The organism is Citrobacter sp. U14242 (assembly GCF_046555775.1).
In the GTDB taxonomy this organism is placed as follows: Bacteria; Pseudomonadota; Gammaproteobacteria; order Enterobacterales; family Enterobacteriaceae; genus Citrobacter.
In genome coordinates, this window is the sequence record NZ_JBKGLW010000009.1 from 55,823 (window position 1) to 81,237 (window position 25,415).

At 49.4% G+C, this 25,415-nt stretch carries 22 protein-coding genes and 1 pseudogene; 16 read left to right on the forward strand and 7 right to left on the reverse strand.

Annotated elements, in window-relative coordinates:
• Positions 1-54 precede the first annotated feature (54 nt).
• Positions 55-1,266, reverse strand: a complete 1,212-nt coding sequence (gene tyrP, locus ACLJXE_RS16000) for a tyrosine transporter TyrP (protein ID WP_410751372.1) — start codon at positions 1,264-1,266, stop codon at positions 55-57.
• 233 nt (positions 1,267-1,499) lie between these two features.
• Here tyrP and ACLJXE_RS16005 point away from each other — a divergent pair, with 233 nt between their 5' ends.
• Positions 1,500-1,739, forward strand: a complete 240-nt coding sequence (locus tag ACLJXE_RS16005; protein ID WP_005127720.1) for a YecH family metal-binding protein — start codon at positions 1,500-1,502, stop codon at positions 1,737-1,739.
• Positions 1,740-1,784: 45 nt separating this feature from the next.
• On the opposite strand, the gene ftnA is transcribed toward ACLJXE_RS16005, so the two are convergent.
• Positions 1,785-2,282 carry a non-heme ferritin gene (gene ftnA, locus ACLJXE_RS16010; protein WP_410751373.1) on the reverse strand — a complete coding sequence of 166 codons (498 nt, stop codon included), beginning with the start codon at positions 2,280-2,282 and terminating at the stop codon, positions 1,785-1,787.
• A gap of 192 nt (positions 2,283-2,474) precedes the next feature.
• Positions 2,475-2,810 carry a YecR-like lipofamily protein gene (locus ACLJXE_RS16015; RefSeq protein ID WP_286629261.1) on the reverse strand — a complete coding sequence of 112 codons (336 nt, stop codon included), beginning with the start codon at positions 2,808-2,810 and terminating at the stop codon, positions 2,475-2,477.
• Positions 2,811-3,079: 269 nt separating this feature from the next.
• On the opposite strand from ACLJXE_RS16015, the gene ACLJXE_RS16020 reads away from it, so the two are divergent.
• Positions 3,080-3,718, forward strand: coding sequence for an RpiB/LacA/LacB family sugar-phosphate isomerase (locus ACLJXE_RS16020; RefSeq protein WP_410751374.1), 639 nt, complete (start codon positions 3,080-3,082; stop codon positions 3,716-3,718).
• A 33-nt stretch (positions 3,719-3,751) separates the two neighbouring features.
• Here ACLJXE_RS16020 and ACLJXE_RS16025 read toward each other — a convergent pair whose 3' ends face one another.
• Entirely contained in the window at positions 3,752-5,173 is a 1,422-nt protein-coding gene (locus ACLJXE_RS16025) for an MFS transporter (RefSeq protein ID WP_410751375.1), read from the reverse strand.
• Positions 5,174-5,304: 131 nt separating this feature from the next.
• Here ACLJXE_RS16025 and ACLJXE_RS16030 point away from each other — a divergent pair, with 131 nt between their 5' ends.
• Positions 5,305-5,556, forward strand: a complete 252-nt coding sequence (locus tag ACLJXE_RS16030) for a DUF2766 family protein (protein ID WP_410751376.1) — start codon at positions 5,305-5,307, stop codon at positions 5,554-5,556.
• Between the two features lie 80 nt (positions 5,557-5,636).
• Here ACLJXE_RS16030 and ACLJXE_RS16035 read toward each other — a convergent pair whose 3' ends face one another.
• The gene (locus tag ACLJXE_RS16035; protein WP_410751377.1) at positions 5,637-6,140 is read right to left on the reverse strand and encodes a non-heme ferritin-like protein; all 504 of its coding nucleotides are present in this window, start codon (positions 6,138-6,140) and stop codon (positions 5,637-5,639) included.
• Positions 6,141-6,686: 546 nt separating this feature from the next.
• Between ACLJXE_RS16035 and ACLJXE_RS16040 the strand changes: the two are divergent.
• The 6 genes and pseudogenes from ACLJXE_RS16040 (at position 6,687) to otsA (ending at position 13,246) form a co-directional block, all read left to right on the forward strand.
• A pseudogene (locus ACLJXE_RS16040) lies at positions 6,687-6,942 on the forward strand (hypothetical protein).
• Positions 6,943-7,260: 318 nt separating this feature from the next.
• Entirely contained in the window at positions 7,261-8,250 is a 990-nt protein-coding gene (locus ACLJXE_RS16045) for an arabinose ABC transporter substrate-binding protein (RefSeq protein WP_202038375.1), read from the forward strand.
• Positions 8,251-8,355: 105 nt separating this feature from the next.
• Positions 8,356-9,870: an L-arabinose ABC transporter ATP-binding protein AraG gene (gene araG / locus ACLJXE_RS16050; RefSeq protein ID WP_410751378.1), complete on the forward strand. Its 1,515-nt coding sequence runs from the start codon at positions 8,356-8,358 to the stop codon at positions 9,868-9,870.
• 14 nt (positions 9,871-9,884) lie between these two features.
• The gene (gene araH / locus ACLJXE_RS16055; RefSeq protein WP_271442710.1) at positions 9,885-10,871 is read left to right on the forward strand and encodes an arabinose ABC transporter permease AraH; all 987 of its coding nucleotides are present in this window, start codon (positions 9,885-9,887) and stop codon (positions 10,869-10,871) included.
• 175 nt (positions 10,872-11,046) lie between these two features.
• The gene (gene otsB / locus ACLJXE_RS16060) at positions 11,047-11,850 is read left to right on the forward strand and encodes a trehalose-phosphatase (protein WP_410751379.1); all 804 of its coding nucleotides are present in this window, start codon (positions 11,047-11,049) and stop codon (positions 11,848-11,850) included.
• Entirely contained in the window at positions 11,825-13,246 is a 1,422-nt protein-coding gene (otsA, locus tag ACLJXE_RS16065) for an alpha,alpha-trehalose-phosphate synthase (RefSeq protein ID WP_410751380.1), read from the forward strand. Before otsB ends, otsA begins: the two co-directional genes overlap by 26 nt.
• Here otsA and uspC read toward each other — a convergent pair whose 3' ends face one another.
• A complete protein-coding gene (gene uspC, locus ACLJXE_RS16070; protein WP_271455731.1) occupies positions 13,247-13,675 on the reverse strand; it encodes a universal stress protein UspC in 429 nt (142 codons plus the stop codon). It lies immediately after the preceding gene.
• 791 nt (positions 13,676-14,466) lie between these two features.
• On the opposite strand from uspC, the gene flhD reads away from it, so the two are divergent.
• The 7 genes from flhD (at position 14,467) to ACLJXE_RS16105 (ending at position 23,655) form a co-directional block, all read left to right on the forward strand.
• On the forward strand, positions 14,467-14,808 hold the full coding sequence (flhD, locus tag ACLJXE_RS16075) for a flagellar transcriptional regulator FlhD (protein WP_040232414.1): 342 nt from the start codon (positions 14,467-14,469) through the stop codon (positions 14,806-14,808).
• Positions 14,809-14,810: 2 nt separating this feature from the next.
• Positions 14,811-15,389, forward strand: a complete 579-nt coding sequence (flhC, locus tag ACLJXE_RS16080) for a flagellar transcriptional regulator FlhC (RefSeq protein WP_005127694.1) — start codon at positions 14,811-14,813, stop codon at positions 15,387-15,389.
• Between the two features lie 123 nt (positions 15,390-15,512).
• Positions 15,513-16,400, forward strand: a complete 888-nt coding sequence (motA, locus tag ACLJXE_RS16085; RefSeq protein WP_005127691.1) for a flagellar motor stator protein MotA — start codon at positions 15,513-15,515, stop codon at positions 16,398-16,400.
• Entirely contained in the window at positions 16,397-17,326 is a 930-nt protein-coding gene (gene motB / locus ACLJXE_RS16090; protein ID WP_271442788.1) for a flagellar motor protein MotB, read from the forward strand. Before motA ends, motB begins: the two co-directional genes overlap by 4 nt.
• 4 nt (positions 17,327-17,330) lie before the next feature.
• A complete protein-coding gene (gene cheA, locus ACLJXE_RS16095; RefSeq protein WP_410751381.1) occupies positions 17,331-19,382 on the forward strand; it encodes a chemotaxis protein CheA in 2,052 nt (683 codons plus the stop codon).
• A gap of 21 nt (positions 19,383-19,403) precedes the next feature.
• Complete coding sequence (gene cheW / locus ACLJXE_RS16100; protein ID WP_003839146.1) at positions 19,404-19,907, forward strand: chemotaxis protein CheW; 504 nt, start codon at positions 19,404-19,406, stop codon at positions 19,905-19,907.
• A 352-nt stretch (positions 19,908-20,259) separates the two neighbouring features.
• Complete coding sequence (locus ACLJXE_RS16105) at positions 20,260-23,655, forward strand: autotransporter outer membrane beta-barrel domain-containing protein (RefSeq protein WP_410751382.1); 3,396 nt, start codon at positions 20,260-20,262, stop codon at positions 23,653-23,655.
• Positions 23,656-23,746: 91 nt separating this feature from the next.
• Here the strand turns inward: ACLJXE_RS16105 and ACLJXE_RS16110 are convergent, their stop codons facing one another.
• A complete protein-coding gene (locus tag ACLJXE_RS16110; RefSeq protein ID WP_410751383.1) occupies positions 23,747-25,018 on the reverse strand; it encodes a dicarboxylate/amino acid:cation symporter in 1,272 nt (423 codons plus the stop codon).
• Positions 25,019-25,415: the final 397 nt, after the last annotated feature.

Below are 25,415 nucleotides of genomic sequence, written 5' to 3' on the forward strand. Positions count from 1 at the left end.
TGGCAAAGTCAATGGTAGGCCGGATAAGCGAAGCGCCATCAGGAAAAATCCCCGTTAACCAACTTCAGGTAGCAGCCCTGCAGCAATAGAAAATTGCACTGCTATCACCACGATGCCGCAAATAAAGACCAGCGCCAGCGCCGGCGTGCCACCCATTACGCGGTAGTTTGCCTGCGGGTTGTGTTTTCTGCTCCGCCAGGCCAGCATGGAGGGGATCAACAGAGCCAACACGGCCAGGGCAACGCCTGCATATCCCAGCGCCATGACAAAACCCCGCGGATAGAAAAGCGCAAATGCCAGCGGTGGCAGGAACGTCACGACACCGGTTTGCATTCTGCCAGCCACGGTATTGCGGCGCTGAAAGAGATCTGCCAGGTAATCAAATAACCCCAGAGCGACACCGAGGAAAGAGGTTGCCAGTGCGAGGTCGGCAAACAGATGCACGGCCAGTTCGACGTGCGACGAAGCCACGACTTCACGTAATGCCTGTAACAAACCGTTTAAGCCAGCGTGATTGGCTAAAAGTCCCATAAACGTCGACGAGTTAATGCTACCGAGCGTGGCCAGTTGCCAGAAAATATAGGCAACTAACGGGATGGCGCTACCGCTGATAAACACCCAGCGCAGTTTACGGATGTTGCCGTTCATGTAGCTGACGATGCTGGGTACGCTGCCGTGAAAACCAAATGAGGTAAAAATAACCGGGATCGCGGAGAGTGCCAGGCCTTGTTGAAGCGGCAGGGTAAGCAAGTTCATCTTATGGATATGCGGCATCAACAGCGCGAGCATTGCCACCAGGAAGATGATTTTGGCGCTAAACAACAGACGATTAAACAAATCAACCAGTGAGGTCCCGACGCACACCACACCACCGGCAACAAAGGTGAACAGCAATACGCCTGTGGTGGGCGAGATGCTGGTTCCGGTCCAGTCACTGATGCTGGAGGCCAATAGCTCGCCTGCACCACTGATGTAGGCGGCGGTCAGGGCATACATCAAGAACATCATGCTAAAGCCCGTTACCCACTGCCCATATCGACCAAGATAGCGTTTTGCCAGTGTGCCAAGCCCGGTGTCTGCCGGTACATGCTGGTACACTTCAAGCAGCAACAGCGCGGTGTAGCACATCAGGGCCCATAGCCCAACCAACAACACCAGCGTGACGCTAAACCCCACGCCTGCCGCCGCCAGCGGCATTGCCAACATACCGGCACCAATCGTGGTTCCCGCCACGATAAAAATACTACCCAGGGTTCTGTTTTTCACGCTTTCCTCTGTCCCAGAGATAATCAACGGTTATATCTGCGGCGCAGGTTAAGGCATAACGGTATTTTCGTCAAATCACCGTTACAAGTGGTGTATATTAATGTTTACATATATGTGAGGTTAAGGTGTATTAAAAATGATATTTATCTACCCTCTGCCCGCATAAACCTGCGTTAGCGCAAAGCAGCATTGTACGGTTCACATTAGGCTACGGGCTTTATTGAGGAGGTAGTATGGAATCGATTCACGGTCACGAAGTGCTCAACATGATGATTGAATCTGGTGAGCAGTATTCACATGCCAGCCTTGAGGCGGCGATTACCGCGCGTTTTGGTGAGCAGGCACGTTTTCACACCTGTTCAGCAGAAGGTATGACGGCGGGCGAGTTGGTGGCGTTTTTAGCGGCGAAGGGCAAGTTTATTGCCAAAGAAGACGGCTTCTCCACGCATGAAAGCAAGATCTGCCGCCACTAAGATTCTCGAATAACGGTGGCAAACTGCCACCGTTACCCAACAACATTAATTCTGTGTATCAAGGGTTGCCAGTTCTTTATCGATGAAATAAAGACCTTCGCCACTTTTACCTGCCAGCGATAACTTATCGATGACAGATTTGAATAATTTCTCTTCTTCATGCTGCTCAGCAACATACCATTGCAGGAAATTAAAGGTTGGATAATCCTGGTGGGTCATTGCCGCATGCGCCAGTTCATTAATTTTCTGCGTGATCAATTGTTCGTGCTCATAGGTTACACGGAACAGTTCATCCAGGGACGCATATTCTGCAAACGGTGAAGAAACGGTATTAATACACGGCAGGCTGCCGGTATCCGTCAGGTAATCGAACAGACGCTGCATGTGCGTCATTTCTTCCTGGGCGTGGCGACGCAGAAACGCGGCGGCACCTTCGAAGCTGTGATAGCTGCACCACGCACTCATCTGTTGGTAGAGCAGGGATGAATATAATTCAAGATTCATTTGCTCATTCAGTTTGTCGATCATTTCTGTTTTCAGCATGGTTCTGCTCCACGAACGTTATTATATATTGACGTGGCGTCACTATAATTTGTTATTTAATTATTTGCAAAAGGTAAAATAATAAATTTATTTATTAAAAATGCGAATGGGAATAAAACGCATTAACGCTATTAAATTGGTGATATAAATAAAAATAGAATAGATGACCAGCAGATGTGCTGGTCGGAATGATTAATAATGGAAAGTGGAAGTTTGTGGAACAGCAACACCGTGACACTGCCAGGACAGCGTGATTTTGGTATTCAAACACAGAGAACCGGCATAAACGCTGCAGGTCGCAACTGGCTGGCCAAATCCGACTGCACTGGCATAACCCATGCGCTGACATTCTTTTGTCGCCGTTCCCTGAGCAACATAGTCGTCGGTGCGTGCTGTTTGTAGCATGGCCTGGTTGTAAGTCAGACGAACCACGCCGGTAATGCTGCTGGCTTCGCTGACCTGAGCCTGCTTAGCGATGGTGCATCCCGTCAGCATGAGCGGTAAGAGGGCAAGAATAAAGGTCTTCATGAAATCGCTCTGAAAAATCGGTGATACGCTATCCTGACATACATCACGGCTAATCAATGGCCTGAATAGCCAGAAGATCACCTGCGATTAATCACAACGACACCCTGTTTATGAGTCAAATTTGAAGGCTGGCGCAAAAACCGTGAGCATCTCGATATTTTATGAAACTTAATTTCATAAAATTTGAAAGCTGATTTGCTAAATAGTAATGTGACTGAAATGTCATGACTTACGGCGGGACCTCCGCGGCGCATTCAGGAGAATACACAATGAAAATTGCATTGATGATGGAAAACAGCCAGGCAAGCAAAAACGCGATCATTCACCATGAGCTTAAGTCTGTTGCGGATGAGAAAGGTTTTCCTGTGTTCAATGTTGGGATGAGCGACGAAAATGATCACCATCTGACTTACATCCACCTGGGCATCATGGCCAGCATTCTGCTCAATTCAAAAGCGGTTGATTTCGTTGTCACGGGCTGCGGTACGGGTCAGGGGGCAATGATGTCACTGAATATTCATCCTGGCGTGGTGTGCGGCTACTGTCTTGATCCTGCGGATGCGTTCCTGTTTGCGCAGATCAACAACGGTAATGCACTCTCGCTGGCCTTTGCGAAAGGGTTTGGCTGGGGGGCTGAACTGAACGTCCGGTATATGTTTGAAAAAGCGTTTACCGGTCGTAATGGTGAAGGTTATCCGCCGGAGCGGAAAGAGCCGCAGGTGCGTAACGCGGGGATTTTGAACCAGGTGAAAGCGGCAGTAGTAAAAGAAAATTATCTTGATACCTTGCGGGCTATCGATCCTGAACTGGTGAAAACTGCCGTTTCAGGTCCACGTTTCCAGCAGTGTTTCTTTGAAAACTGCCAGGACAAAGCGATCGAAGCCTTTGTCCGTGACGTTATTGGCTAAAGCCGGTTGGCCCGATAGCGTGAACTATCGGGCTTATCGATGCTTATTTGACACTGCGCTTCCAGCATCGTGGGTAAGCCGCAGCGTATCAACCATTCCTATCAGGCAAATCATGGCGATAGCGACGAATGCCAGCCGGAAACTGATGCCGGGTATCGCCTCCAGTGACAACCATTCACTCACTAGATCCCCGATACGGATCCCGATAGCCGCCAACGAAATCCCTAATCCAACAGCCAGTTGCGTCGCTGTACTAAACAGTGTATTTGCATAGCTCATCTGCGATGCAGGAACATCCGCAAATGCCAACGTGCTGACACCGGTAAACTGAATTGAGCGAAAAACGCCGCCCAGATACAGCACCAGTAAAATTACCCATACGGGAGTTTGCGGCGTGATCAGCGCACAGGCCAATAGCGCCAGCACATTAAGCGCGCCATTTATCAACAGCAGTTTTTTAAAGCCTAACCAGCGTATTAACGGCGTAGTAGCGGGTTTAATCGTCAGGTTGCCAACAAATACGGCCAGTACCAGGGAACCGGCATGAAAAGCATTCATACCAAACCCAACCTGAAACATCAGTGGCAACAGAAAGGGTACCGCACTGATAGAGGCACGAAACAGAGAGCCTCCGTACATCGTGACACGAAATGTAGGAACGCGCATGGCATTCAGACGAATCATCGGCCACGCGGATTGGCGAAAATGACGCAAGGCAAACAGGAACGTGGCGATTCCCAGTGCCAGAAGTCCCGCGGTTAACCAGCCCTGCGGCTGTTGGGTTCCCAGCAGTTCCATCGCATATACCAGACTGACCATCGCGACTGATGTGGCAATAAAACCGGGAACATCGAACGGGCGTCGCTCGTCATCATGAATATCCGGGATAAAACGCAGCGCCAGCGCTATCGCCAACAACCCCAGTGGCACGTTAATAAAGAAGATCCAGCGCCAGTTGGCATAACTGGTAATAAATCCGCCCAAGGGGGGGCCAATTATTGGGGCCACTAAGGCAGGCCAGGTCAGGGTGGCGATTGCGGTGATCAACTGATGTTTAGGCGTGGTACGCAGAACGGCGAGGCGGCCGACCGGCACCATGAGTGCCCCCCCGACACCCTGTAAAATGCGCATGACCACAAAGCCTTCAATGCTGGTGGCGAGTCCGCATAAGACTGAAGCGAAGGTAAAGATCGCCAGAGCCAGGGTAAACACTTTCCGGGCACCAAAACGATCGGCAATCCAGCCACTGGCAGGGATGAGAACCGCCAGTGTGATCAGATAAGCACTGATGCCGATGTTCAGATCAACGGCCTGCACGCCGAAGCTTTTTGCCATATCGGGCAGGGCCGTCGCAATCACCGTGCCATCGATGAACTCCATAAAGAAGGCCCCGGCGACCAGTAGTGCAGCCGGAGAAAGACCCCGCTTATTCTCAACCGCTAAATGTTCACTCATGTTGTGCTTGCCATCTCAAACGAAATTAACTGGATCTGTTTTTTTATTTTCAGCGCGGCTGTACTGCTTTCGCCGCTACCGTTTCGAGCGCTGAATGGGTACTATGACGACCTTTCTATAAGGAGCTCACTATGTCCCAAACACTGAATGCCGATCAGGAACTGCTCTCGGACGTTGTTGCCTGCCAGTTGGTTATCAAGCAAATCCTGGATGTTATTGATGTCATTGCCCCGGTAGAAGTTCGGGAAAAAATGTCCAGTCAACTGAAAAGCATCGACTTTTCCAGCCATCCCGCGGGCGCTGATCCCGTTACGATGCGCGCAATTCAAAAAGCGATTGCGTTGATCGAGCTGAAATTCACCCCGCAGAATGAGTCTCACTAAAATAAACCGTTGTTTCAGGTTTTAGAAAGGTTTTTTTGCGCCTCTCAGAACGGGAGGCGCAGGTTTGTCGCGACCGGATATCAGTGATGTTGGTAGTTTACGACGTTGAGCAGATGCTTATCCGTTTGCACCATACACAGTCCAGCGCGTTTAGCGCTACGCACTTCGTCAAGAATCGTTTGTAGCAGCACGCCATCCTGCTGCTGCTCTTTTTCCAGATCATGAAGAAAATCAACGGTTGGCGCGTCGTTCAACGCTTCTGCTTCATCCGTCAGACGCGAAAGCGTACGGGAACGCTGCTGATAATCTTCCAGTGTTTTCTGAAACAGTTCTTCAAGCGAAGTTAGCTCATCACCGGGAACATCGATGGCCTTGACGATGGGGTTAGCCCCTGCGCTTTTCATAAAATTAAACATACGCATCATTTGCGTCACGTTACTCTGCGCCTGAGTGCGCAGAAACGTCGCAGTGCCTGTCAGGCTGTGCTCGTGGCACCATTCACTGAGGTGAAGGTAGAGATTCGAGGCGTAAAACTCAAGGTTCATTTGCGTGTTGAGTTTGTGAACAATTCCAACTGCAGCCATATCAATATCCTTATTTCCAGAAAGGGGGAGTACGTCACCAACGCCAGTACAACGGGCTGCCGTTGCACTTCACATCTACGTACGAGTAATACTGTTAGCAGAATAAATCCGTTCCGCCGGTCCTTTAGATGATCACGAATTGTATTCGCTTCCGATCGTAAATCAGCATAGCGCGTGCCTGGCATTAAGAAAATCCTTAAAACTGCCTATTTATGTTTTTTTACATATTGGCATAACAATATTCTTAGTCATGCCGTTTGTGTATATAAGTGACGTGAATGTAATTTGCTGATTTATAATGTATTTATGAAAAATAATGATAATGAAATGATGTTTCATGTGTGAAAATTAAATTTCAGGTCGCGGTATTCTGTGCCATCTGATGATTATCACTGTTGGTTTTTATGGGAATTATCCGGTGAGGTGATGTGTCTGGAAATTATCTGCAACCTAATTTCTTGCGCCAGATCAGTTTTAATAAATTTACCGGAATGAATTATTCGGCATTTGTTGTTGGATATCGGTGGATTAATCGAGGAGTTGTATATGAAGAAGGTGGCGGTGTTGCTGGCCCCCGGTTTTGAAGAGGCTGAAGCCATTGTTACTATTGATATTCTATGTCGCCTGTCGGGATGTTCTCTATGATGCGATCGTGTTGCCAGGGGGACCACAGGGTAGTTGTTGAAGATGCCAATCAGGGCAGGGCCATATTTTTGATTTTGCGTTTACGCTTTCTGTTCGTCTGTCAGAAGATGACATTCCTGTTCGCGATCGCGCTGACCATATTTATTACTCCTGGTAATCATTGAACTCCCGGATGTTTTGATATTCGGGAACAAGGATTCACTGGCTGATGTTATGGACTAATCTGCTATTTCTTATTTTTCCTGTTCTGGAAACTGTGTTTTTTTATGTCATTTCCCGCTGAATTTATGTACGCAATTACTGTAATTCTGTGGTGTGATGCCGCTCTCTTATGGAGAATCAATTTCCCGCTAAAAATACTCTCAGCACTGGCATTGATCTTATCAACAAAAGGTAATGCCTTGTTTTACGTCCGGATTACAAAAAATCGTTTGATTTTACCCTACATAAAAGAACGTTAAAGCTGGAGTTAACCATGCACAAATTCACTAAAGCGCTGGCGGCCATCGGTCTGGCCGCCATTATGTCACAATCCGCTATCGCTGAATCCATGAAGCTCGGTTTTCTGGTCAAACAGCCGGAAGAACCCTGGTTCCAGACGGAGTGGAAGTTTGCCGATAAAGCCGGTAAAGACCTTGGATTTGAGGTGATTAAAATCGCCGTTCCAGACGGAGAGAAAACCCTGAATGCTATCGACAGCCTGGCGGCAAGCGGTGCAAAAGGATTTGTAATTTGTACGCCGGACCCAAAACTCGGGCCTGCAATTATGGCAAAAGCGCGTGGCTATGACATGAAAGTCATCGCGGTTGACGATCAGTTCGCTAATGCGAAAGGTAAGCCAATGGATACCGTGCCATTGGTGATGATGGCAGCAACCAAAATTGGTGAACGCCAGGGCCAGGAACTGTACAAAGAAATGCAGAAACGTGGCTGGGATGTGAAATCTTCCGCTGTAATGGCGATTACTGCAAACGAACTGGATACCGCGCGCCGCCGTACCTCGGGTTCGATGGAAGCGCTTAAAGCTGCAGGCTTCCCGGAAAAACAGATCTACCAGGTCCCAACCAAATCAAATGATATCCCTGGCGCATTCGACGCCGCAAACTCCATGCTGGTTCAGCATCCTGAAGTTAAGCACTGGCTGATTGTCGGGATGAACGACAACACTGTGCTGGGTGGTGTGCGTGCTACCGAAGGGCAGGGTTTTAAAGCAGCAAATGTGATTGGTATCGGTATTAACGGTGTCGATGCTATTAGCGAACTGTCTAAAGGCGAAGCGACTGGATTCTACGGTTCACTGCTGCCTAGCCCGGATGTTCACGGTTATAAATCCAGCGAAATGCTCTACAACTGGGTGACTAAAGGCGCAGAGCCGCCGGCGTTTACTGAAGTTACGGATGTGGTGCTGATTACTCGCGACAACTTCAAAGAAGAACTGGCGAAAAAAGGCTTAGGCGGCAAATAACGCAACAGTCGTAAAACGATCTTATCCGGCCTACAAATAACGCCCTTAGTAGGCTGGATAAGGCTACGCCGCCATCCGGCAACAGTTTAGATCCACGGAGACGTTATGCAACAGTCTACCCCGTATCTCTCATTTCGCGGCATCGGCAAAACCTTCCCTGGCGTAAAAGCGCTAACGGATATCAGTTTCGACTGCTATGCCGGTCAGGTGCATGCACTGATGGGTGAAAATGGCGCCGGGAAATCAACATTATTAAAAATTCTCAGCGGGAACTACGCGCCAACCACGGGATCTATAGCGATCCACGGACAGGAGGTTTCATTTGCGGACACAACCACTGCGCTGAACGCCGGTGTCGCCATTATTTACCAGGAATTGCATTTGGTGCCGGAAATGACCGTCGCCGAGAACATTTACCTAGGTCAGCTTCCGCATAAAGGTGGGATTGTGAACCGCTCGCTGTTGAATTACGAAGCGGGTCTGCAGTTAAAACATCTGGGGATGGATATCGATCCTGATACTCCGTTGAAATATCTCTCCATCGGTCAGTGGCAAATGGTGGAGATTGCGAAGGCGCTGGCGCGTAACGCCAAAATTATCGCTTTTGATGAACCCACCAGCTCTCTTTCCGCCAGGGAGATTGAAAATCTGTTTCGCGTGATTCGTGAGCTACGCAACGAGGGCCGCATCATTCTGTACGTTTCGCACCGTATGGAGGAGATTTTCGCCCTCAGCGATGCCATAACGGTGTTTAAGGATGGCCAGTACGTCAAAACGTTTACGGATATGCAGCAGGTTGATCACGACGCACTGGTACAGGCGATGGTGGGGCGAGATCTTGGGGATATCTATGGCTGGAAAGCCAGACCTTATGGTGCTGAGCGCCTGCGTTTACATGAGGTAAAAGCCCCAGGCGTGCGCACCCCGATCAGCTTATCGGTGCGTAGTGGCGAAATTGTCGGACTGTTCGGCCTGGTTGGTGCCGGACGTAGCGAATTAATGAAAGGTCTGTTCGGCGGAACGCGCATCACACAAGGTCAGGTGTTTATTGACGAACAAGCGATAGATATCCGCAAACCCAGTCACGCCATTGAAGCAGGCATGATGCTGTGTCCGGAGGATCGCAAAGCCGAAGGGATCATCCCGGTCCATTCGGTACGCAACAACATCAATATTAGTGCGCGCCGTAAACATGTCATGGGGGGATGTCTGATCAACAACGGCTGGGAAGAGACCAATGCTGACCATCATATCCGCTCACTCAACATCAAAACGCCAGGTGCAGAGCAACTGATCATGAACCTCTCTGGCGGGAATCAGCAAAAGGCCATTCTGGGGCGTTGGTTATCGGAAGAGATGAAAGTCATTTTGCTGGATGAGCCCACCCGCGGCATTGATGTTGGCGCGAAACATGAAATTTATAACGTGATTTATACCCTGGCTGCGCGCGGTGTTGCCGTGCTGTTTGCCTCCAGTGACCTGCCGGAAGTTCTTGGCGTCGCCGACCGCATTGTGGTGATGAGAGAAGGTGAGATCGCAGGTGAATTACTTCATGAACAGGCGGATGAACGCCAGGCGCTGAGCCTTGCTATGCCTAAAGTCAGCCAGGCAGTCGCCTGAATAAGGAGAATATGATGTCTTCCGTTTCTACATCGGGTTCAGGCGCTGCGAAGTCGGCGTTAAATCTTGGCCGAATTTGGGATCAGTACGGGATGCTGGTGGTATTTGCCGTGTTGTTCCTGGTTTGCGCTATTTTTGTGCCGAATTTTGCGACTTTCATCAACATGAAGGGGCTGGGGCTGGCGGTATCTATGTCGGGTATGGTTGCGTGCGGGATGTTATTTTGCCTGGCATCCGGCGATTTTGATCTCTCGGTAGCCTCCGTTATTGCCTGCGCAGGGGTGACGACTGCAGTGGTCATTAATATGACCGAAAGCCTGTGGATTGGCGTGGCGGCTGGGTTGTTGCTCGGCGTTCTGTGCGGCCTGGTGAATGGTTTCGTGATTGCGCGTTTAAAAATTAACGCGCTGATCACGACGCTCGCCACCATGCAAATTGTTCGTGGTCTGGCCTACATTATCTCCGACGGTAAAGCGGTGGGTATCGAAGACGAGCGCTTCTTTACTCTTGGCTATGCCAACTGGTTAGGGTTGCCTGCGCCGATCTGGTTAACCGTGGGCTGCTTTATTGTTTTTGGCCTGCTGTTGAATAAAACCACTTTTGGTCGCAATACGCTGGCGATTGGGGGCAATGAGGAAGCTGCACGTCTGGCTGGAGTACCGGTCGTCCGCACTAAGATTATTATCTTCATTCTTTCTGGTCTGGTATCCGCCGTTGCGGGGATTATCCTGGCATCACGTATGACCAGCGGCCAACCGATGACCTCTATTGGTTATGAGCTGATCGTGATTTCTGCCTGTGTGTTAGGCGGCGTTTCGCTCAAAGGCGGCATCGGAAAAATCTCATATGTCGTCGCAGGGGTGTTAATTCTGGGGACGGTCGAGAACGCGATGAACCTGCTGAATATCTCTCCATTCGCACAGTATGTGGTGCGAGGTTTGATCCTGCTGGCAGCGGTGATCTTCGACCGCTACAAACAAAAAGCCAAGCGTACTGTTTGATGATTTAAATCCCAACTTTTTAGTCTAGCTTCTGCATATTGCCAGCCGCTACCCGGCTGGCAATTGTTTTTCTAAATGGCGAGCACGGTCACACTGTCTATACTTATACCCGTCATACATCCTATATACGGCGCGATCCGCGCGGCGTACAGACCATGACGAGGAGGAGAATCGGGTGACAGCATCGCTAACCTTACCCCCTGAGCATCCCACTAATTGTGCTTATTTTTTTGATCTCGATGGAACACTGGCTGAAATCAAACCGCATCCTGACCAGGTTGTTGTTCCACAGACAATTCTGCAGTTATTACATCGCCTGGCCACGCAAAATGCGGGTGCTCTGGCATTGATTTCAGGGCGCTCAATGGCAGAGCTTGACGCACTCACCACCCCTTATCGTTTCCCGCTTGCCGGGGTGCATGGGGCAGAACGCCGTGACATCAATGGTCAAACTCATATTGTGCATCTGCCTGCGGCGGTTGAGCGCGAAGTGGGGGCGTTATTGCATGCGGCGCTGGCGACGTTACCGGGGACAACGCTTGAAACAAAAGGCATGGCTTTCGCTCTGCACTACCGGCAGGCGCCTGAGCATGAGGCCGCGCTGCTGGCGTTGGCTGAACGCATTACCCATATCTGGCCACAACTGGCATTGCAGCCTGGAAAGTGTGTTGTGGAAATCAAATCTCAGGACACCAATAAAGGAGACGCAATTGCGGCATTTCTGCAGGAAGCACCGTTTGACGGCCGGACCCCTGTTTTTGTTGGTGACGATCTGACCGATGAAACAGGTTTTGCCGTGGTCAATCGCGCCGGCGGTATCTCGGTAAAAGTGGGAAGTGGGGAGACTCAGGCGACGTGGCGTCTGGCTGCTGTCAGAGACGTCTGGCATTGGCTGGAACAAATCAACTGTCCGCAGCAGGAACAAGAAGCAACGAATGACAGGAGAGGTGGCTATGAGTCGTTTAGTCGTAGTATCTAACCGCATTGCCTCACCGGATGACAAAGGCAGCGCTGGTGGTCTTGCTGTAGGTGTGCTGGGCGCACTGAAGGCTGCTGGCGGACTGTGGTTTGGCTGGAGCGGTGATACAGGCAATGGGGAGCAGCCATTAAAAAAAGTGACCCGTGGCAACATCACCTGGGCATCGTTTAATCTGAGTGAACAGGATTATGAAGAGTATTACTGCCAGTTTTCGAATGCCGTGTTATGGCCTGCGTTCCATTATCGACTGGACCTGGTACAGTTTCAGCGTAGTGCCTGGGAAGGCTACCAGCGGGTTAATGCCTTACTGGTTGATAAGCTGCTGCCACTGCTCAGTGATGACGATATTATCTGGGTTCACGATTATCACTTGTTACCTTTTGCCAGCGAGCTACGCAAACGTGGTGTGAATAATCGCATCGGTTTTTTTCTGCATATTCCTTTTCCGACACCCGAAATTTTCAATGCGTTGCCGCCACATCAGGCGTTGCTTGAGCAACTGTGCGACTTTGATTTATTGGGCTTTCAAACCGACAACGATCGCCAGGCCTTTCTTGACTGTCTGACGGCGCAAACTCAGGTCACTACGCCCAGAGAAAAACAGCATCTGGCCTGGGGAAAAGCGTTCCGCACGGAAGTTTATCCTATTGGTATTGCACCTGAGGAGATTGCTCGGCAAGCATCAGGAGCGCTACCGCCGAAACTGGCACAGTTAAAAGCAGAGCTTAAAAATGTGAAAAATATCTTCTCTGTTGAGCGGCTGGATTACTCTAAAGGCCTGCCGGAACGTTTTCAGGCCTACGAGGCGCTGTTGGAACAGTTTCCACAGCACCACGGTAAGATTCGTTATACGCAGATAGCACCTACCTCGCGTGAGGAGGTTCAGGCTTATCAGGATATCCGTCACCAGTTAGAGACCGAGGCCGGGCGGATCAATGGTAAATACGGGCAACTGGGCTGGACGCCGCTGTACTATCTGAATCAGTATTTTGACCGTAAATTACTGATGAAGGTTTTTCGCTACTCTGATGTCGGACTGGTGACGCCACTGCGCGATGGTATGAATCTGGTGGCAAAGGAGTATATCGCCGCACAGGACCCTGCCAATCCCGGCGTCCTGGTGCTCTCGCAGTTTGCCGGGGCTGCGAATGAGCTGACTTCTGCACTCATTGTAAACCCTTATGATCGGGATGATGTCGCGGGCGCATTAAACCAGGCTCTGACGATGCCGCTTGCCGAGCGCATTTCCCGTCATGCGGCAATGCTGCAGACTATCGTTAAAAATGATATCAACAACTGGCAGGCGAGATTCATTTGCGATCTGAAAAACGTCGCATCACGTCATACGGAAAACCTGTCGTCTGACCCGCAGACAGCCTGCAGCAAACTGGCGTGATTAATCGCCCGCAAGCGGCACCAGCAACACATCAACCTGGCTTGCGCTGACAACGCTTTTCGCTGAGCAGGAGGCTCGCGAAAAGAAACTGTGGTTATGGTTGCCATAAATCACCAGATCAACCGCGTGTTTGCGGCATACATCCAGAATGTGTTCGTTCAATGCTCCATAGGTAATAAACGTGTGCTCAATGGGGTACTGCGCTTCTTTGCTTAACTGATCGATAAAATTCTGGGTTTCTTCTTGCATGACTTCACGCAGATCTTCCAGCATTGGGGCGGCAAACTGGTTATACAGTTCGGGATCTGAGACCAGGGTTATTAGACTAATGCGGGCGTTGACAGGGCGAGCGATTGAAACAGCCTTTGCTAACAGCTGGTGGCTTTCGGGGGTAGCGGCAACAGCGACAAGTATGTGCGCATAGCTCATAACTCGCTCCTTTTGTTCATGAATTATGAGAACTCATCAGTTTAATCGTATACCACCATACTGCTACGTTTTGCAGGGTAATTGTGTGAATGTCATCATGATTATTCATTAATTATTCTTATAAATAGAATAATCACTTCATATAAGCTGTAAATCTGTTCGGTTGATTTAAGTTAAACTACTTGCTAATAAAAACAATCTGTTAATAAAAAACACACATCTCTTAACATTTAAACGGTTATCACAGCCCGGTATTAATTAATCAGCCTTAATATTTAAGTTGTTGTTTGTAAAGGATTTTATTGAAAAGGTATTTCATATTAAATCTGTGATCCAGCTCGCTATTTCAGGGCGTGATATTAACGTGCGTGAACAGAGTGCTATTCGCTTTTATTGCCAGATTATTCGTATGGCTGGAATTGAATGAGATAACGATGGTTTAAAAAATAGCCAAAATAAAAGCTGGGCTGATGGATTTATGTTAAGTGTTTAGCTTGATTATGTGATCTACGTCACATATTCTTTAAATTCGCAGCATGGCTACGTTGTATGTGTAACGGGTGGCGGGTAGAGTTGCGTCGAATTAGGAAAAATCTTAGACATTTGTAAGAAATGATGTGAGCTTGTAAGGGACGCGGCATTCTAAGAAAGGAATGTTTAGACAACGCGTAAGCGCCATCACGTTGCTATGTATTTGACCTTTTGCTTTTTTTTTACCGGGCCTTCCCGGCGACATCACGGGGTGCGGTTCTGCCGCATGAAAATAATGTTGGTTATTATGGATGCAAATAATGCATACATCCGAGTTGCTGAAACACATTTATGACATCAATTTGTCATATTTATTGCTTGCACAGCGTTTGATCGTTCAGGACAAAGCATCTGCAATGTTCCGCTTGGGTATCAGCGAAGAGATGGCGGATACATTGGCAACATTAACACTTCCTCAGATGGTCAAATTGGCTGAAACCAATCAACTGGTATGCCATTTCCGTTTCGACGATCATCAGACTGTAACGCGTTTGACGCAAGATTCCCGCGTTGACGATCTTCAGCAAATCCATACCGGTATCATGCTTTCAACACGCCTGCTTAACGACATTGATGACGCAGCGCGTAAGAAAAGGGCTTGATGATGAGCGAAAAAAGCATTGTTCAGGAAGCGCGTGATATCCAGTTAGCGATGGAATTAATCACATTGGGCGCCCGTTTGCAAATGCTGGAAAGCGAAACGCAATTAAGCCGTGGCCGACTCATCAAGCTGTACAAAGAATTACGCGGTAGTCCTCCGCCAAAAGGGATGCTTCCGTTTTCCACCGACTGGTTTATGACGTGGGAACAAAATATTCATGCTTCGATGTTTTGTAATGCATGGCAATTTTTGCTTAAAACCGGTTTGTGCAGCGGCGTTGATGCTGTGATTAAGGCGTATCGGTTATATCTTGAGCAGTGCCCGCAGCCAGAAGAAGGGCCATTGTTGGCGCTTACTCGTGCGTGGACTCTTGTCCGTTTTGTTGACAGTGGTTTGCTTGAATTGTCCGCCTGTAACTGCTGCGGCGGAAATTTTATTACCCACGCGCACCAACCCGCAGGCAGCTTTGCCTGTAGTTTATGTCAGCCGCCATCGCGAGCCGTAAAAAGACGTAAACTTTCCCAGAATGCTGCCGATATTATCCCACAACTGCTGGATGAACAGATCGAACAGGCTGTTTAACTGATACGGTGTGGATGAACACTCCAGCAGCGGTAAGCGATTACCGCTGCTTTTTTTGTCCTGACCATGAGTTAACTGCCCGACTGCGCATCCTGTCATAGTCAATTGCGAAAGGATGATGTCGTGCTTATCTTATTAGGTTACCTGGTTGTTATTGGTACAGTTTTCGGCGGTTACATGATGACCGGCGGACACCTTGGGGCACTCTATCAACCGGCTGAGCTGGTGATCATCGGTGGCGCAGGTATCGGGGCATTCATCGTTGGCAACAACGGTAAAGCCATCAAAGGGACGATGAAAGCGATCCCGTTGCTTTTTCGGCGCTCGAAATACACCAAAGCCATGTATATGGACCTGCTGGCGTTACTCTACCGCCTGATGGCTAAGTCACGTCAGCAAGGCATGTTCTCGCTTGAACGCGATATCGAAAATCCAAAAGAGAGTGAAATTTTCGCCAGCTATCCGCGTATTCTTGCGGATGCAGTGATGCTTGATTTTATCGTCGATTATCTGCGTCTGATTATCAGCGGCAACATGAATACGTTTGAAATTGAAGCGCTGATGGACGAAGAGATTGAGACGCATGAAAGTGAGGCCGAAGTTCCGGCTAACAGTCTTGCGATGGTCGGTGACTCATTACCGGCGTTCGGGATCGTGGCTGCGGTGATGGGGGTTGTGCATGCGCTGGCTTCTGCCGATCGTCCGGCGGCTGAACTGGGTGCCCTGATTGCACACGCTATGGTAGGGACATTCCTCGGTATTTTACTGGCCTATGGATTTATTTCCCCACTCGCCAGCGTCCTGCGACAGAAAAGCGCTGAAACAACCAAGATGATGCAGTGCGTGAAGATCACTCTGCTCTCCAATCTGAATGGCTACGCGCCACCGATTGCGGTTGAGTTTGGTCGTAAGACGTTGTATTCCAGCGAGCGTCCTTCGTTTATCGAACTGGAAGAGCATGTTCGTGCGGTGAGAAATCCAGCAGCGCAGCAGACGACCGAGGACGCATGAAAAATCAGGCCCATCCCATTATCGTCGTAAAGCGACGTAAACATAAAAATCACGGTGGTGGGGCGCATGGTTCGTGGAAAATTGCCTACGCCGATTTTATGACCGCGATGATGGCCTTCTTTCTGGTGATGTGGCTTATTTCCATCTCCAGCCCTAAAGAACTGATTCAAATTGCCGAATATTTCCGTACTCCGCTGGCCACTGCGGTGACGGGTGGAAATCGGATCTCGAACAGCCAAAGCCCAATTCCTGGTGGGGGGGATGATTACACCCAGCAGCAGGGGGAAGTAAACAAACAGCCCAATATTGATGATCTGAGAAAGCGTATGGAGCAAAGCCGCCTGAGCAAGCTTCGTGGCGATCTCGATCAGCTGATTGAATCCGATCCTAAGCTGCGTGCACTGCGCCCACATCTGAAAATTGATTTGGTCCAGGAAGGGCTGCGGATACAGATTATCGACAGTCAGAACCGCCCGATGTTTAAAACCGGAAGCGCAGAGGTTGAACCTTACATGCGTGATATTTTGCGGGCGATTGCGCCCGTACTGAACGGGATCCCAAACCGTATCAGTCTTTCGGGTCATACAGATGATTATCCCTATGCCAACGGTGAGAAGGGATATAGCAACTGGGAACTGTCTGCCGATCGCGCCAATGCATCGCGTCGCGAGCTGGTCAGCGGCGGACTGGATGATGGAAAAGTATTACGGGTGGTAGGTATGGCCGCCACGATGCGTCTGAGCGATCGCGGTCCCGAGGACGCCATCAACCGCCGTATAAGCCTGCTGGTTCTGAATAAGCAGGCCGAAGAGGCCATTTTGCATGAAAACGCTGAAAGCCAGAATGAGCCGGTAAGTGTCTTACAACAGCCAGCGGCGGTGCCGCCGGCAAGCGTTCCCACATCGCCACCAGCCAATCCGAGGTGATAGCGTGAGCATGGATATTAGCGATTTTTATCAGACATTTTTTGATGAAGCTGACGAACTGTTGGCTGACATGGAGCAGCACCTGCTGGATCTGGTACCTGAAGCCCCGGATTCCGAACAGCTGAATGCCATTTTTCGTGCAGCGCACTCGATTAAAGGCGGGGCGGGCACTTTCGGCTTTACCATTTTGCAGGAAACGACCCATCTGATGGAAAACCTGCTGGATGAAGCGCGGCGTGGCGAGATGCAGCTCAATGCCGACATTATCAACCTGTTTTTGGAAACGAAAGATATTATGCAGGAACAGCTCGACGCCTATAAAAACTCAGAGGAGCCGGATGCCGCCAGCTTTGAGTACATTTGTAATGCGTTACGACAGTTAGCGCTCGAAGCAAAAGGTGAAACCGCGCCCCCGGTGGTCAATAGCGCCAAACTGAGCGTTGTTGATAGCACGGCGATACAAGACGAGGTGGTGGCACAAGCCGCCCCTGTCGCTGAAGAGATCAAAAAGCGGATCATTCTCTCGCGCCTGAAAGCCAGTGAAGTCGATTTATTGGAAGAGGAACTGGGGAATCTGGCGACCTTAAGCGATGTGGTCAAAGGTGCCGATACGCTGTCGGCTACGATCGACGGTAGCCTCGCTGAAGATGACATTATTGCTGTGCTCTGCTTCGTCATTGAAGCGGATCAGATTGAGTTCGAAACCATCACTGCCGCGCCGACTGCTGCAGAAACGCCAGCCGTCGCTGATATCGTGGAACCACAGCCACTGCCGGTTGCTGCACCAGCACCTGCGCCGGTGGTCAAAGCGGCCGCCAACGAAGCACCGCATGGGCGAGCAGAGCGTGAGAAACCTGCCCGGGCCAGTGAATCGACCAGCATCCGCGTGGCGGTTGAGAAGGTCGATCAGCTGATTAACCTGGTGGGTGAACTGGTCATCACACAGTCAATGCTGGCTCAGCGTTCGAACGAATTGGATCCGGTAAATCATGGCGATCTCATCACCAGCATGGGGCAGTTACAACGTAACGCCCGCGATCTGCAGGAATCGGTGATGTCGATTCGTATGATGCCGATGGAATATGTGTTTAGCCGCTTCCCGCGTCTGGTGCGCGATCTGGCGGGTAAATTGGGTAAACAGGTTGAACTGACCCAGGTCGGTAGCTCCACCGAACTGGATAAGAGCCTGATCGAACGCATTATTGATCCGTTGACGCACCTGGTGCGTAACAGCCTTGATCACGGTATTGAACTGCCGGAAAAACGCATCGAATCCGGAAAAAATCCGATTGGTAATCTGACACTTTCCGCCGAACACCAGGGTGGGAATATTTGTATCGAAGTGACCGACGATGGCGCTGGTCTGAACCGCGAACGTATCCTGGCGAAGGCTATTTCCCAGGGGATGCCAATCCACGAAAACATGAGCGATGACGAAGTCGGCATGCTGATCTTCGCTCCCGGATTCTCAACCGCCGAGCAGGTAACGGATGTTTCCGGGCGTGGTGTCGGTATGGACGTGGTGAAGCGAAATATCCAGGAGATGGGCGGGCACGTTGAGATCCAGTCGAAACAGGGCCAGGGCACAACCATCCGTATTTTGCTGCCGCTGACGCTGGCTATCCTTGATGGCATGTCTGTTCGTGTAGCCGATGAAGTGTTTATCCTGCCGCTAAATGCGGTGATGGAGTCTCTGCAACCTCGGGAAGAAGATCTCCATCCGCTGGCCGGGGGAGAGCGAGTCCTGGAAGTGCGAGGTGAGTATTTACCGCTGGTTGAGTTGTGGAAAGTCTTTGAAGTTGAAGGTGCAAAAACCGAAGCAACTCAGGGTATTGTAGTCATTTTACAAAGTGCAGGGCGTCGCTACGCGTTGCTGGTCGATCAGTTAATTGGTCAACACCAGGTGGTGGTAAAAAACCTGGAAAGCAACTACCGCAAAGTGCCAGGCATTTCCGCAGCAACGATCCTCGGCGACGGTAGCGTCGCGCTGATTGTCGATGTCTCTGCATTGCAGGGGTTAAACCGCGAACAACGTGTGGCAATCACAGCCGCCTGATTGAGTAAGAAAGGGAAGAATATGACCGGTATGAGTAATGTAACTAAACTGGCCGGCGAACCGTCAGGTCAGGAATTCCTCGTGTTTACGCTGGGGGATGAAGAGTACGGTATCGATATCCTGAAAGTGCAGGAAATCCGCGGCTACGATCAGGTTACGCGTATTGCCAATACGCCAGCCTTTATTAAAGGTGTGACTAACCTGCGTGGCGTGATTGTGCCGATTGTTGATCTGCGGGTGAAATTCAGCCAGAGCGATGTGGATTACAACGAAAACACCGTCGTGATTGTCCTGAATCTGGGTCAGCGTGTGGTTGGGATTGTGGTGGATGGCGTATCTGACGTGCTGTCGCTGACAACCGATCAAATCCGACCGGCACCGGAATTCGCGGTTACGCTGTCAACGGAATATCTGACGGGACTGGGCGCGTTGGGAGACCGGATGCTGATTCTGGTTAACATTGAGAAATTGCTGAACAGCGAAGAGATGGCGCTGTTAGATATCGCGGCTTCGCATATGGCATAAAAGTAGTCAATATTATCATTTTTTGTAATATTTAGCTGGCAGATATTAAACGCCCTCCGCACTATGGAGGGCGTTTTGCTTTTAATTTTTCACGTGGGGAAATTAAGTAATACGGGCTGTTTGATTTTAGTTTTGAATGTTTATTGTTATTTCATTCACTTGGTTTATTTGTATTTTTTTCTTTAATTGAAACGGGATAAACTTTATACTGTCTGCCGTTTTCTGACACATATAATATAATTTATCCGTGTGAAATATAAATAATTTATCGTTTGAAATTATTTATGTCACTCATGAATATATAATCAACCTGTGCCTCCTGGTTTTTCTATTGGCGTAGAGGGAACTAAATATGAATGCTATATATAATATAATCTGGAGTACGGCACGTAATATGTTTGTGGTTGCTGGTGAGTTTTCCCATGGTAATAATGGAATGCGTAATAGCATCAAGGTAACAGGCCTGGCAACATTAATATGTACTGCTGCTGTCAATGCTGCAGAGTTAGGCCCACAAAATGGTGCATCGATCATGTTGAATGATAATGATGTCGTTACGGCTAGTGGACAAACAAATACCACGGGTGTTGAGAGTATCACGACCGGCGGTGATGGCTTACAGATTAAAGGAAAAGCAATTATCAACGTATCTGGTGAAACCCTGTCTACCGGGGTTTCACTGGATAATGGCACCCACAATGATTTAGGCACGAATACCGAAATCCATGTCACTGATACGGATGGCACACAGAATTCAAGTAAAAATACCACCGGAGTTTTGATTTCAGGTAATAACCCGGGTACAGAAGTAACAGCATCCGATATTAATATCGATGTTTCGGGTAAAAATAATGTTTATGGATTTAAAAATACAGGCAAAGACAGTAACGTCGATCTGGGTAGTGGCAGTTCTATTACGGCTATAACTGAAACGGATTATAGTACTGGTGGGATAGGCGATGCCCACGGAGTCTATTTATTAGGCGGGAGTGGTACGTTCACCATGGATAATGGTTTTATCCATGCTACGAGTATAGACAACACCGCGCGGGGGATTCAAAGTACGGGTAATGCCAATATTGATTTAGGTAAAAATAGCCAGGTGGTTGTAGAAGGCAATAATGTCACAACCGGTATTGAGATAGGTACTGATGGCGTATTGGATGCCGATCAACTCACTGTCACGGCAACAGCACTGGCAACAGATCATGGTTCTGTGACAGGTTTAAAGCTGGGTAAAAATAATCATGTTGATTTGGGAGATAACAGCAGAGTAACTATCAATGGTACCTCTGGTGTTGCTGAAGGCATCTCAGTTACGGGTGCTGATACTACTTTAATCGCCAATAATATGGATATTAATATCAGTACGACTCTGGACTGCCGCACAGGCGGGTGTACCACGCGTGGCATCGCTATTAATGGGGCCGGATCAAGCATTGATTTGGGTAGTGGATCGACCATCTCAATCACCGGGTTCTATGATGGGGCCGGAGTAACGATAAACCCCGCAGCAAAAGGTTCTGAATTTATTGCTGATAATCTGACGATTGATGTGACTGGGCCGTATGTAAATGCAATATCAATGAGCACAGGTTTTATGGATTTAGGCCGAAACAGCATCATAAGCGCAGCCGGAGAGGCGACGACCCTCTGGGTGACGGGGGGCGAATTCCACGCGGATGCGCTTACAGTCAATACCGCTCAGTCTGTGGGCATCATGGCGCAGGGGGGCGATGTGATGATTGGCGCAGGCAGCGTTGTTGACGGCAGAAGTTCTGCCATGTCGGGCTCTGCGACCAGCGGTATCGCTGCGGCCTCCGGGAGTACTCTTGATTTTAAAGGGGATGCCGACAATCGAAATGTGATTTATGGGATCGATGGTTACGGCGTGTCATCCCAGTTCTCCGGTGCAACGGTTAATATCGCGAATACCGATATTATCATGAGTGGGCAGAATAGCTCTTACGGGCTTTGGGCGATAGGAAGTAATGATTTAAGCCGTCCGGGAATCATTAATGGTAAAAACCTGACCATTGATGTGACAGCGAGTGGGGCCAATGGTTATGGGGCGGTGGTTCAGCAGGGCGGGGCAATATTGCTGACCGGTGACACCACAATTAAAACCCAGGATGGGGTCGCTATTTTTGTTCCGCTTGTTACCGACAGAGCGGGAAATCTCGTACCCGGCGGGACCGTGACCGGTTCAGGTGTAATGGATATTACGGGCGATATCATTAGCGGGGGTGAGGGCAGTATTTCACTGGATATGGCGTCTGGTTCGCGGTTTGTGGGGGCGACATTTGTTAACACCGATCCGACGGTAGGCTCCTCGCTGAATCTCTCACTGGCTGAACAGACGCAATGGACAATTACCGGTGATTCTTCTTTAACTCAATTAAATAATGCCGGAGATATTGCATTTGATACTCCTTCACAGAACGGACAATTCAAAACGCTGGCGATTAATGGGAATTATCACGGTGATAACAGTAATCTTTATCTGAACACGCAGTTAGGGGATGACAATTCACCGACGGATAAAGTGATTATCGCTGGTGATACTTCCGGTAGCACGACGCTCTATGTCAATAACATCGGGGGAGAAGGGGCGTTAACAACGGAAGGTATTGAAGTGATTGATGTCGGCGGTCAGTCTGATGGCGTTTTTACTCAGGGTAATCAGGTGCAGGCGGGTTTGTATGAATACCGATTGTATGAAGACGGCGGTGACTGGTATTTGCGTTCGCAGGCTGTCCCGCCGGTGGACCCGGACGATGGTGGTGATAATAAACCGGTAGATCCGCAATATCGGGCTGATATTGGCGCTTATCTGGGTAACCAGTGGATGGCGCGTAATCTGCAAATGCAGACCCTTTATGACCGCGAAGGGAGTCAATTACGTACCGATGATGGCAGTATGTGGATGCGCTTTAAAGCAGGTGATGCGTCGTCAACCGCTGCAGACGGTCATGTGGATATTGACAACACTTACTCGCAACTGCAAATCGGTGGTGATGTACTTAGCTGGGATAATGGCGAGCAGAGCCTGAAGGTGGGACTGATGGTGAGTTACATTAACGCTGACACGGACAGTACAGGCAACCGTGGCGCTGATGGGAGCCAATTCTCTGCACGTGGTAACGTAGCTGGTTATATTCCTGGCGCTTATGCTACCTGGTTTGCGGATGCGAAGACTCACAGCGGCCTGTACGTGGACAGTTGGTATCAGTACGGGCTCTACAATAACAGCGTCGATAATGGCGATGTCGGGTCAACGGATTATGATTCAACGGCCAGCGCGGTCTCTCTGGAAACGGGCTATCGGTACGACATCATACTTGCAAACTATAATGTCGTCAGCCTGACGCCGCAGGCTCAGGCGACATGGCAGCAATTTAAAGCCGATGCTGTCGCACAGAATAGAACGCGTATTGATGGACAAAACGGGGACAGCTGGACCACGCGTTTGGGGCTGCGGATAGACGGTAAGCTGAAAAAGAATACGACGTCGGTGCTCCAGCCGTTTGCGGAAGTGAACTGGTTACACACCAGTGATGATGTTGCCGTCGCATTTGATGGTGCTGAGGTGAAGCAGGATCTTCCGGCAGATCGCGCCGAGGTGAAAGTGGGTATCCAGGCGAATCTGAATAGCCAGTGGAGCATCACTGGACAAGTGGCGGGTCAAAAAGGACGTAATGACTATGGCGATCTCAGCGGTAGTTTGCTCGTACGTTACAGCTGGTAATTGATGTAAATTATCATCCTGGTGTTGTTGAAATACCCCAGTCTATGGCTGGGGTAATCTTTGTTGATTTGCTGTTCTTGTTTTAAAAGAGTTAAGCCTTAATTTGTTCTGTAGTGTTTTCTGAAGACACGCTTTCTTCCAGTAACCCTTCCTTCTGCGCCAGCATCGCTGTCGCAATTCCGTTACCCAATACGTTAATCGCTGAGCGTCCCATATCAAGGAAATGGTCGATACCCATCAGTAACAGGATCCCTGCAACAGGAATATTAAAGCTTGGAATGGTTGCCGCCAGCACCACCAGCGCTGAACGCGGTACGCCAGCAATCCCTTTTGACGCCAGCATCAATGTCAGCATCAGCACGGTAATTTCCGCGAAGGAAAGGTGGATGTTATAAGCCTGTGCGATAAACATGGAGGCGAACGAGCAGTACACCATCGAACCGACCAGGTTGAATGAATAGCCAATCGGCAGCACGAACGACACGATGTTGCGTGAGCAGCCAAATTTGGTTAATTGCTCCAGCGTTTTAGGGTAGGCTGCTTCCGAACTGCTGGTAGTGAAAGCGACCAGCACCGGATCTTTGAGCATACTGACCAGGCGGAACACCTCTTTCTTCAGCACCAGATAGCCCACTGCCAACAGGACCAGGCAGGTCAGCAGAATAGCGACGTAGTAGCCGCCAATAAATGACGCGTAGTTGAGCAGAATACCCAGGCCCTGCGTGGAGATAACGGAAGAGATAGCAGCGAAAATTGCCAGCGGCGCGACGTACATAACATAGCCCGTCACTTTCAACATAATGTGTGAAACCACATCCAGTGCGGCGACCAGCGGCGCGTTAAATTTCTCTCCCAACGATGCCCCACCAATACCGAAGAACATTGAGAACACAACAATTTGCAGGATTTCATTATTCGCCATCGCTTCGGCGATACTGGTAGGAATGGTATGGGACAGAAAACCTTTCAGGCTCATACCACCGACGGCAAGTCCGGTGTCGGTAGCTTCCAGTGGAATGGCCAGATTCAGCCCGCTTCCGGGTTGCTCAAGCGAGACAACAAACAGGCCAACCAAAATAGACAGCACGGACGAGCTGATAAACCAGATCATCGCTTTGCCGCCAACGCGTCCGATGGTGGAGGTTTCTCCCAGACGCATGATCCCGACGGTCAGAGTGCTGAAGACTAACGGTGCGATGACCATTTTAATCAGCCGCAAAAAGATGTCGGTGAGCAGCGTAATATTATCAGCCCAGGCGGTAACGACGCCGGGGGAGGCATAGGTGTGGATCACCGCACCCGAAAGGATCCCCGCCAGCATGAAGATCACGATAAAGAGCGTGAGTTTGTTTGCATTTGCCACTAAAAAGCCCTCAGTAAGGATTTAACATTTATTCATCAGTTACTCATTTTTTATACTTATTAAGTGGTAACGAAATATTCATCATATAAATTGAATTAAAGCCCAGGCAGATACAACTTTTTTTAATTTTTTATCCATTTTGTTGTGGTATTCGGCGGATGGTTATGTGATCGGTGTCACACGAAAAGGGAGGGGGGGAATACAAATAGTGGTCAACCAGGTGGGTTGGAAATGTTATTTACATGATAATTATGATGTTTTTATGTAAATGCGTTGTGGTTTCTGTTCCTCCGTTTTTCCCTTCTCCCGCCGGGCCTTACTTTCCTGCTGGATTTCCTTTTTGCAAACGTAAAGTTATCTCAGTGAATGCCGATAATGTTGATAACTCGTTTTCAGG

Coding starts and splice junctions, on each gene's coding strand:
- ftnA (WP_410751373.1), bottom strand. CDS start 2,282: ATGCTGAAAACAGAAATGATCGACAAACTGAATGAGCAAATGAATCTT.
- ACLJXE_RS16045 (WP_202038375.1), top strand. CDS start 7,261: ATGCACAAATTCACTAAAGCGCTGGCGGCCATCGGTCTGGCCGCCATT.
- ACLJXE_RS16015 (WP_286629261.1), bottom strand. CDS start 2,810: ATGAAGACCTTTATTCTTGCCCTCTTACCGCTCATGCTGACGGGATGC.
- uspC (WP_271455731.1), bottom strand. CDS start 13,675: ATGAGCTATGCGCACATACTTGTCGCTGTTGCCGCTACCCCCGAAAGC.
- ACLJXE_RS16025 (WP_410751375.1), bottom strand. CDS start 5,173: ATGAGTGAACATTTAGCGGTTGAGAATAAGCGGGGTCTTTCTCCGGCT.
- flhD (WP_040232414.1), top strand. CDS start 14,467: ATGCATACATCCGAGTTGCTGAAACACATTTATGACATCAATTTGTCA.
- cheW (WP_003839146.1), top strand. CDS start 19,404: ATGACCGGTATGAGTAATGTAACTAAACTGGCCGGCGAACCGTCAGGT.
- ACLJXE_RS16030 (WP_410751376.1), top strand. CDS start 5,305: ATGTCCCAAACACTGAATGCCGATCAGGAACTGCTCTCGGACGTTGTT.
- ACLJXE_RS16105 (WP_410751382.1), top strand. CDS start 20,260: ATGAATGCTATATATAATATAATCTGGAGTACGGCACGTAATATGTTT.
- ACLJXE_RS16020 (WP_410751374.1), top strand. CDS start 3,080: ATGAAAATTGCATTGATGATGGAAAACAGCCAGGCAAGCAAAAACGCG.
- ACLJXE_RS16005 (WP_005127720.1), top strand. CDS start 1,500: ATGGAATCGATTCACGGTCACGAAGTGCTCAACATGATGATTGAATCT.
- araH (WP_271442710.1), top strand. CDS start 9,885: ATGTCTTCCGTTTCTACATCGGGTTCAGGCGCTGCGAAGTCGGCGTTA.
- araG (WP_410751378.1), top strand. CDS start 8,356: ATGCAACAGTCTACCCCGTATCTCTCATTTCGCGGCATCGGCAAAACC.
- ACLJXE_RS16035 (WP_410751377.1), bottom strand. CDS start 6,140: ATGGCTGCAGTTGGAATTGTTCACAAACTCAACACGCAAATGAACCTT.
- flhC (WP_005127694.1), top strand. CDS start 14,811: ATGAGCGAAAAAAGCATTGTTCAGGAAGCGCGTGATATCCAGTTAGCG.
- otsA (WP_410751380.1), top strand. CDS start 11,825: ATGAGTCGTTTAGTCGTAGTATCTAACCGCATTGCCTCACCGGATGAC.
- motB (WP_271442788.1), top strand. CDS start 16,397: ATGAAAAATCAGGCCCATCCCATTATCGTCGTAAAGCGACGTAAACAT.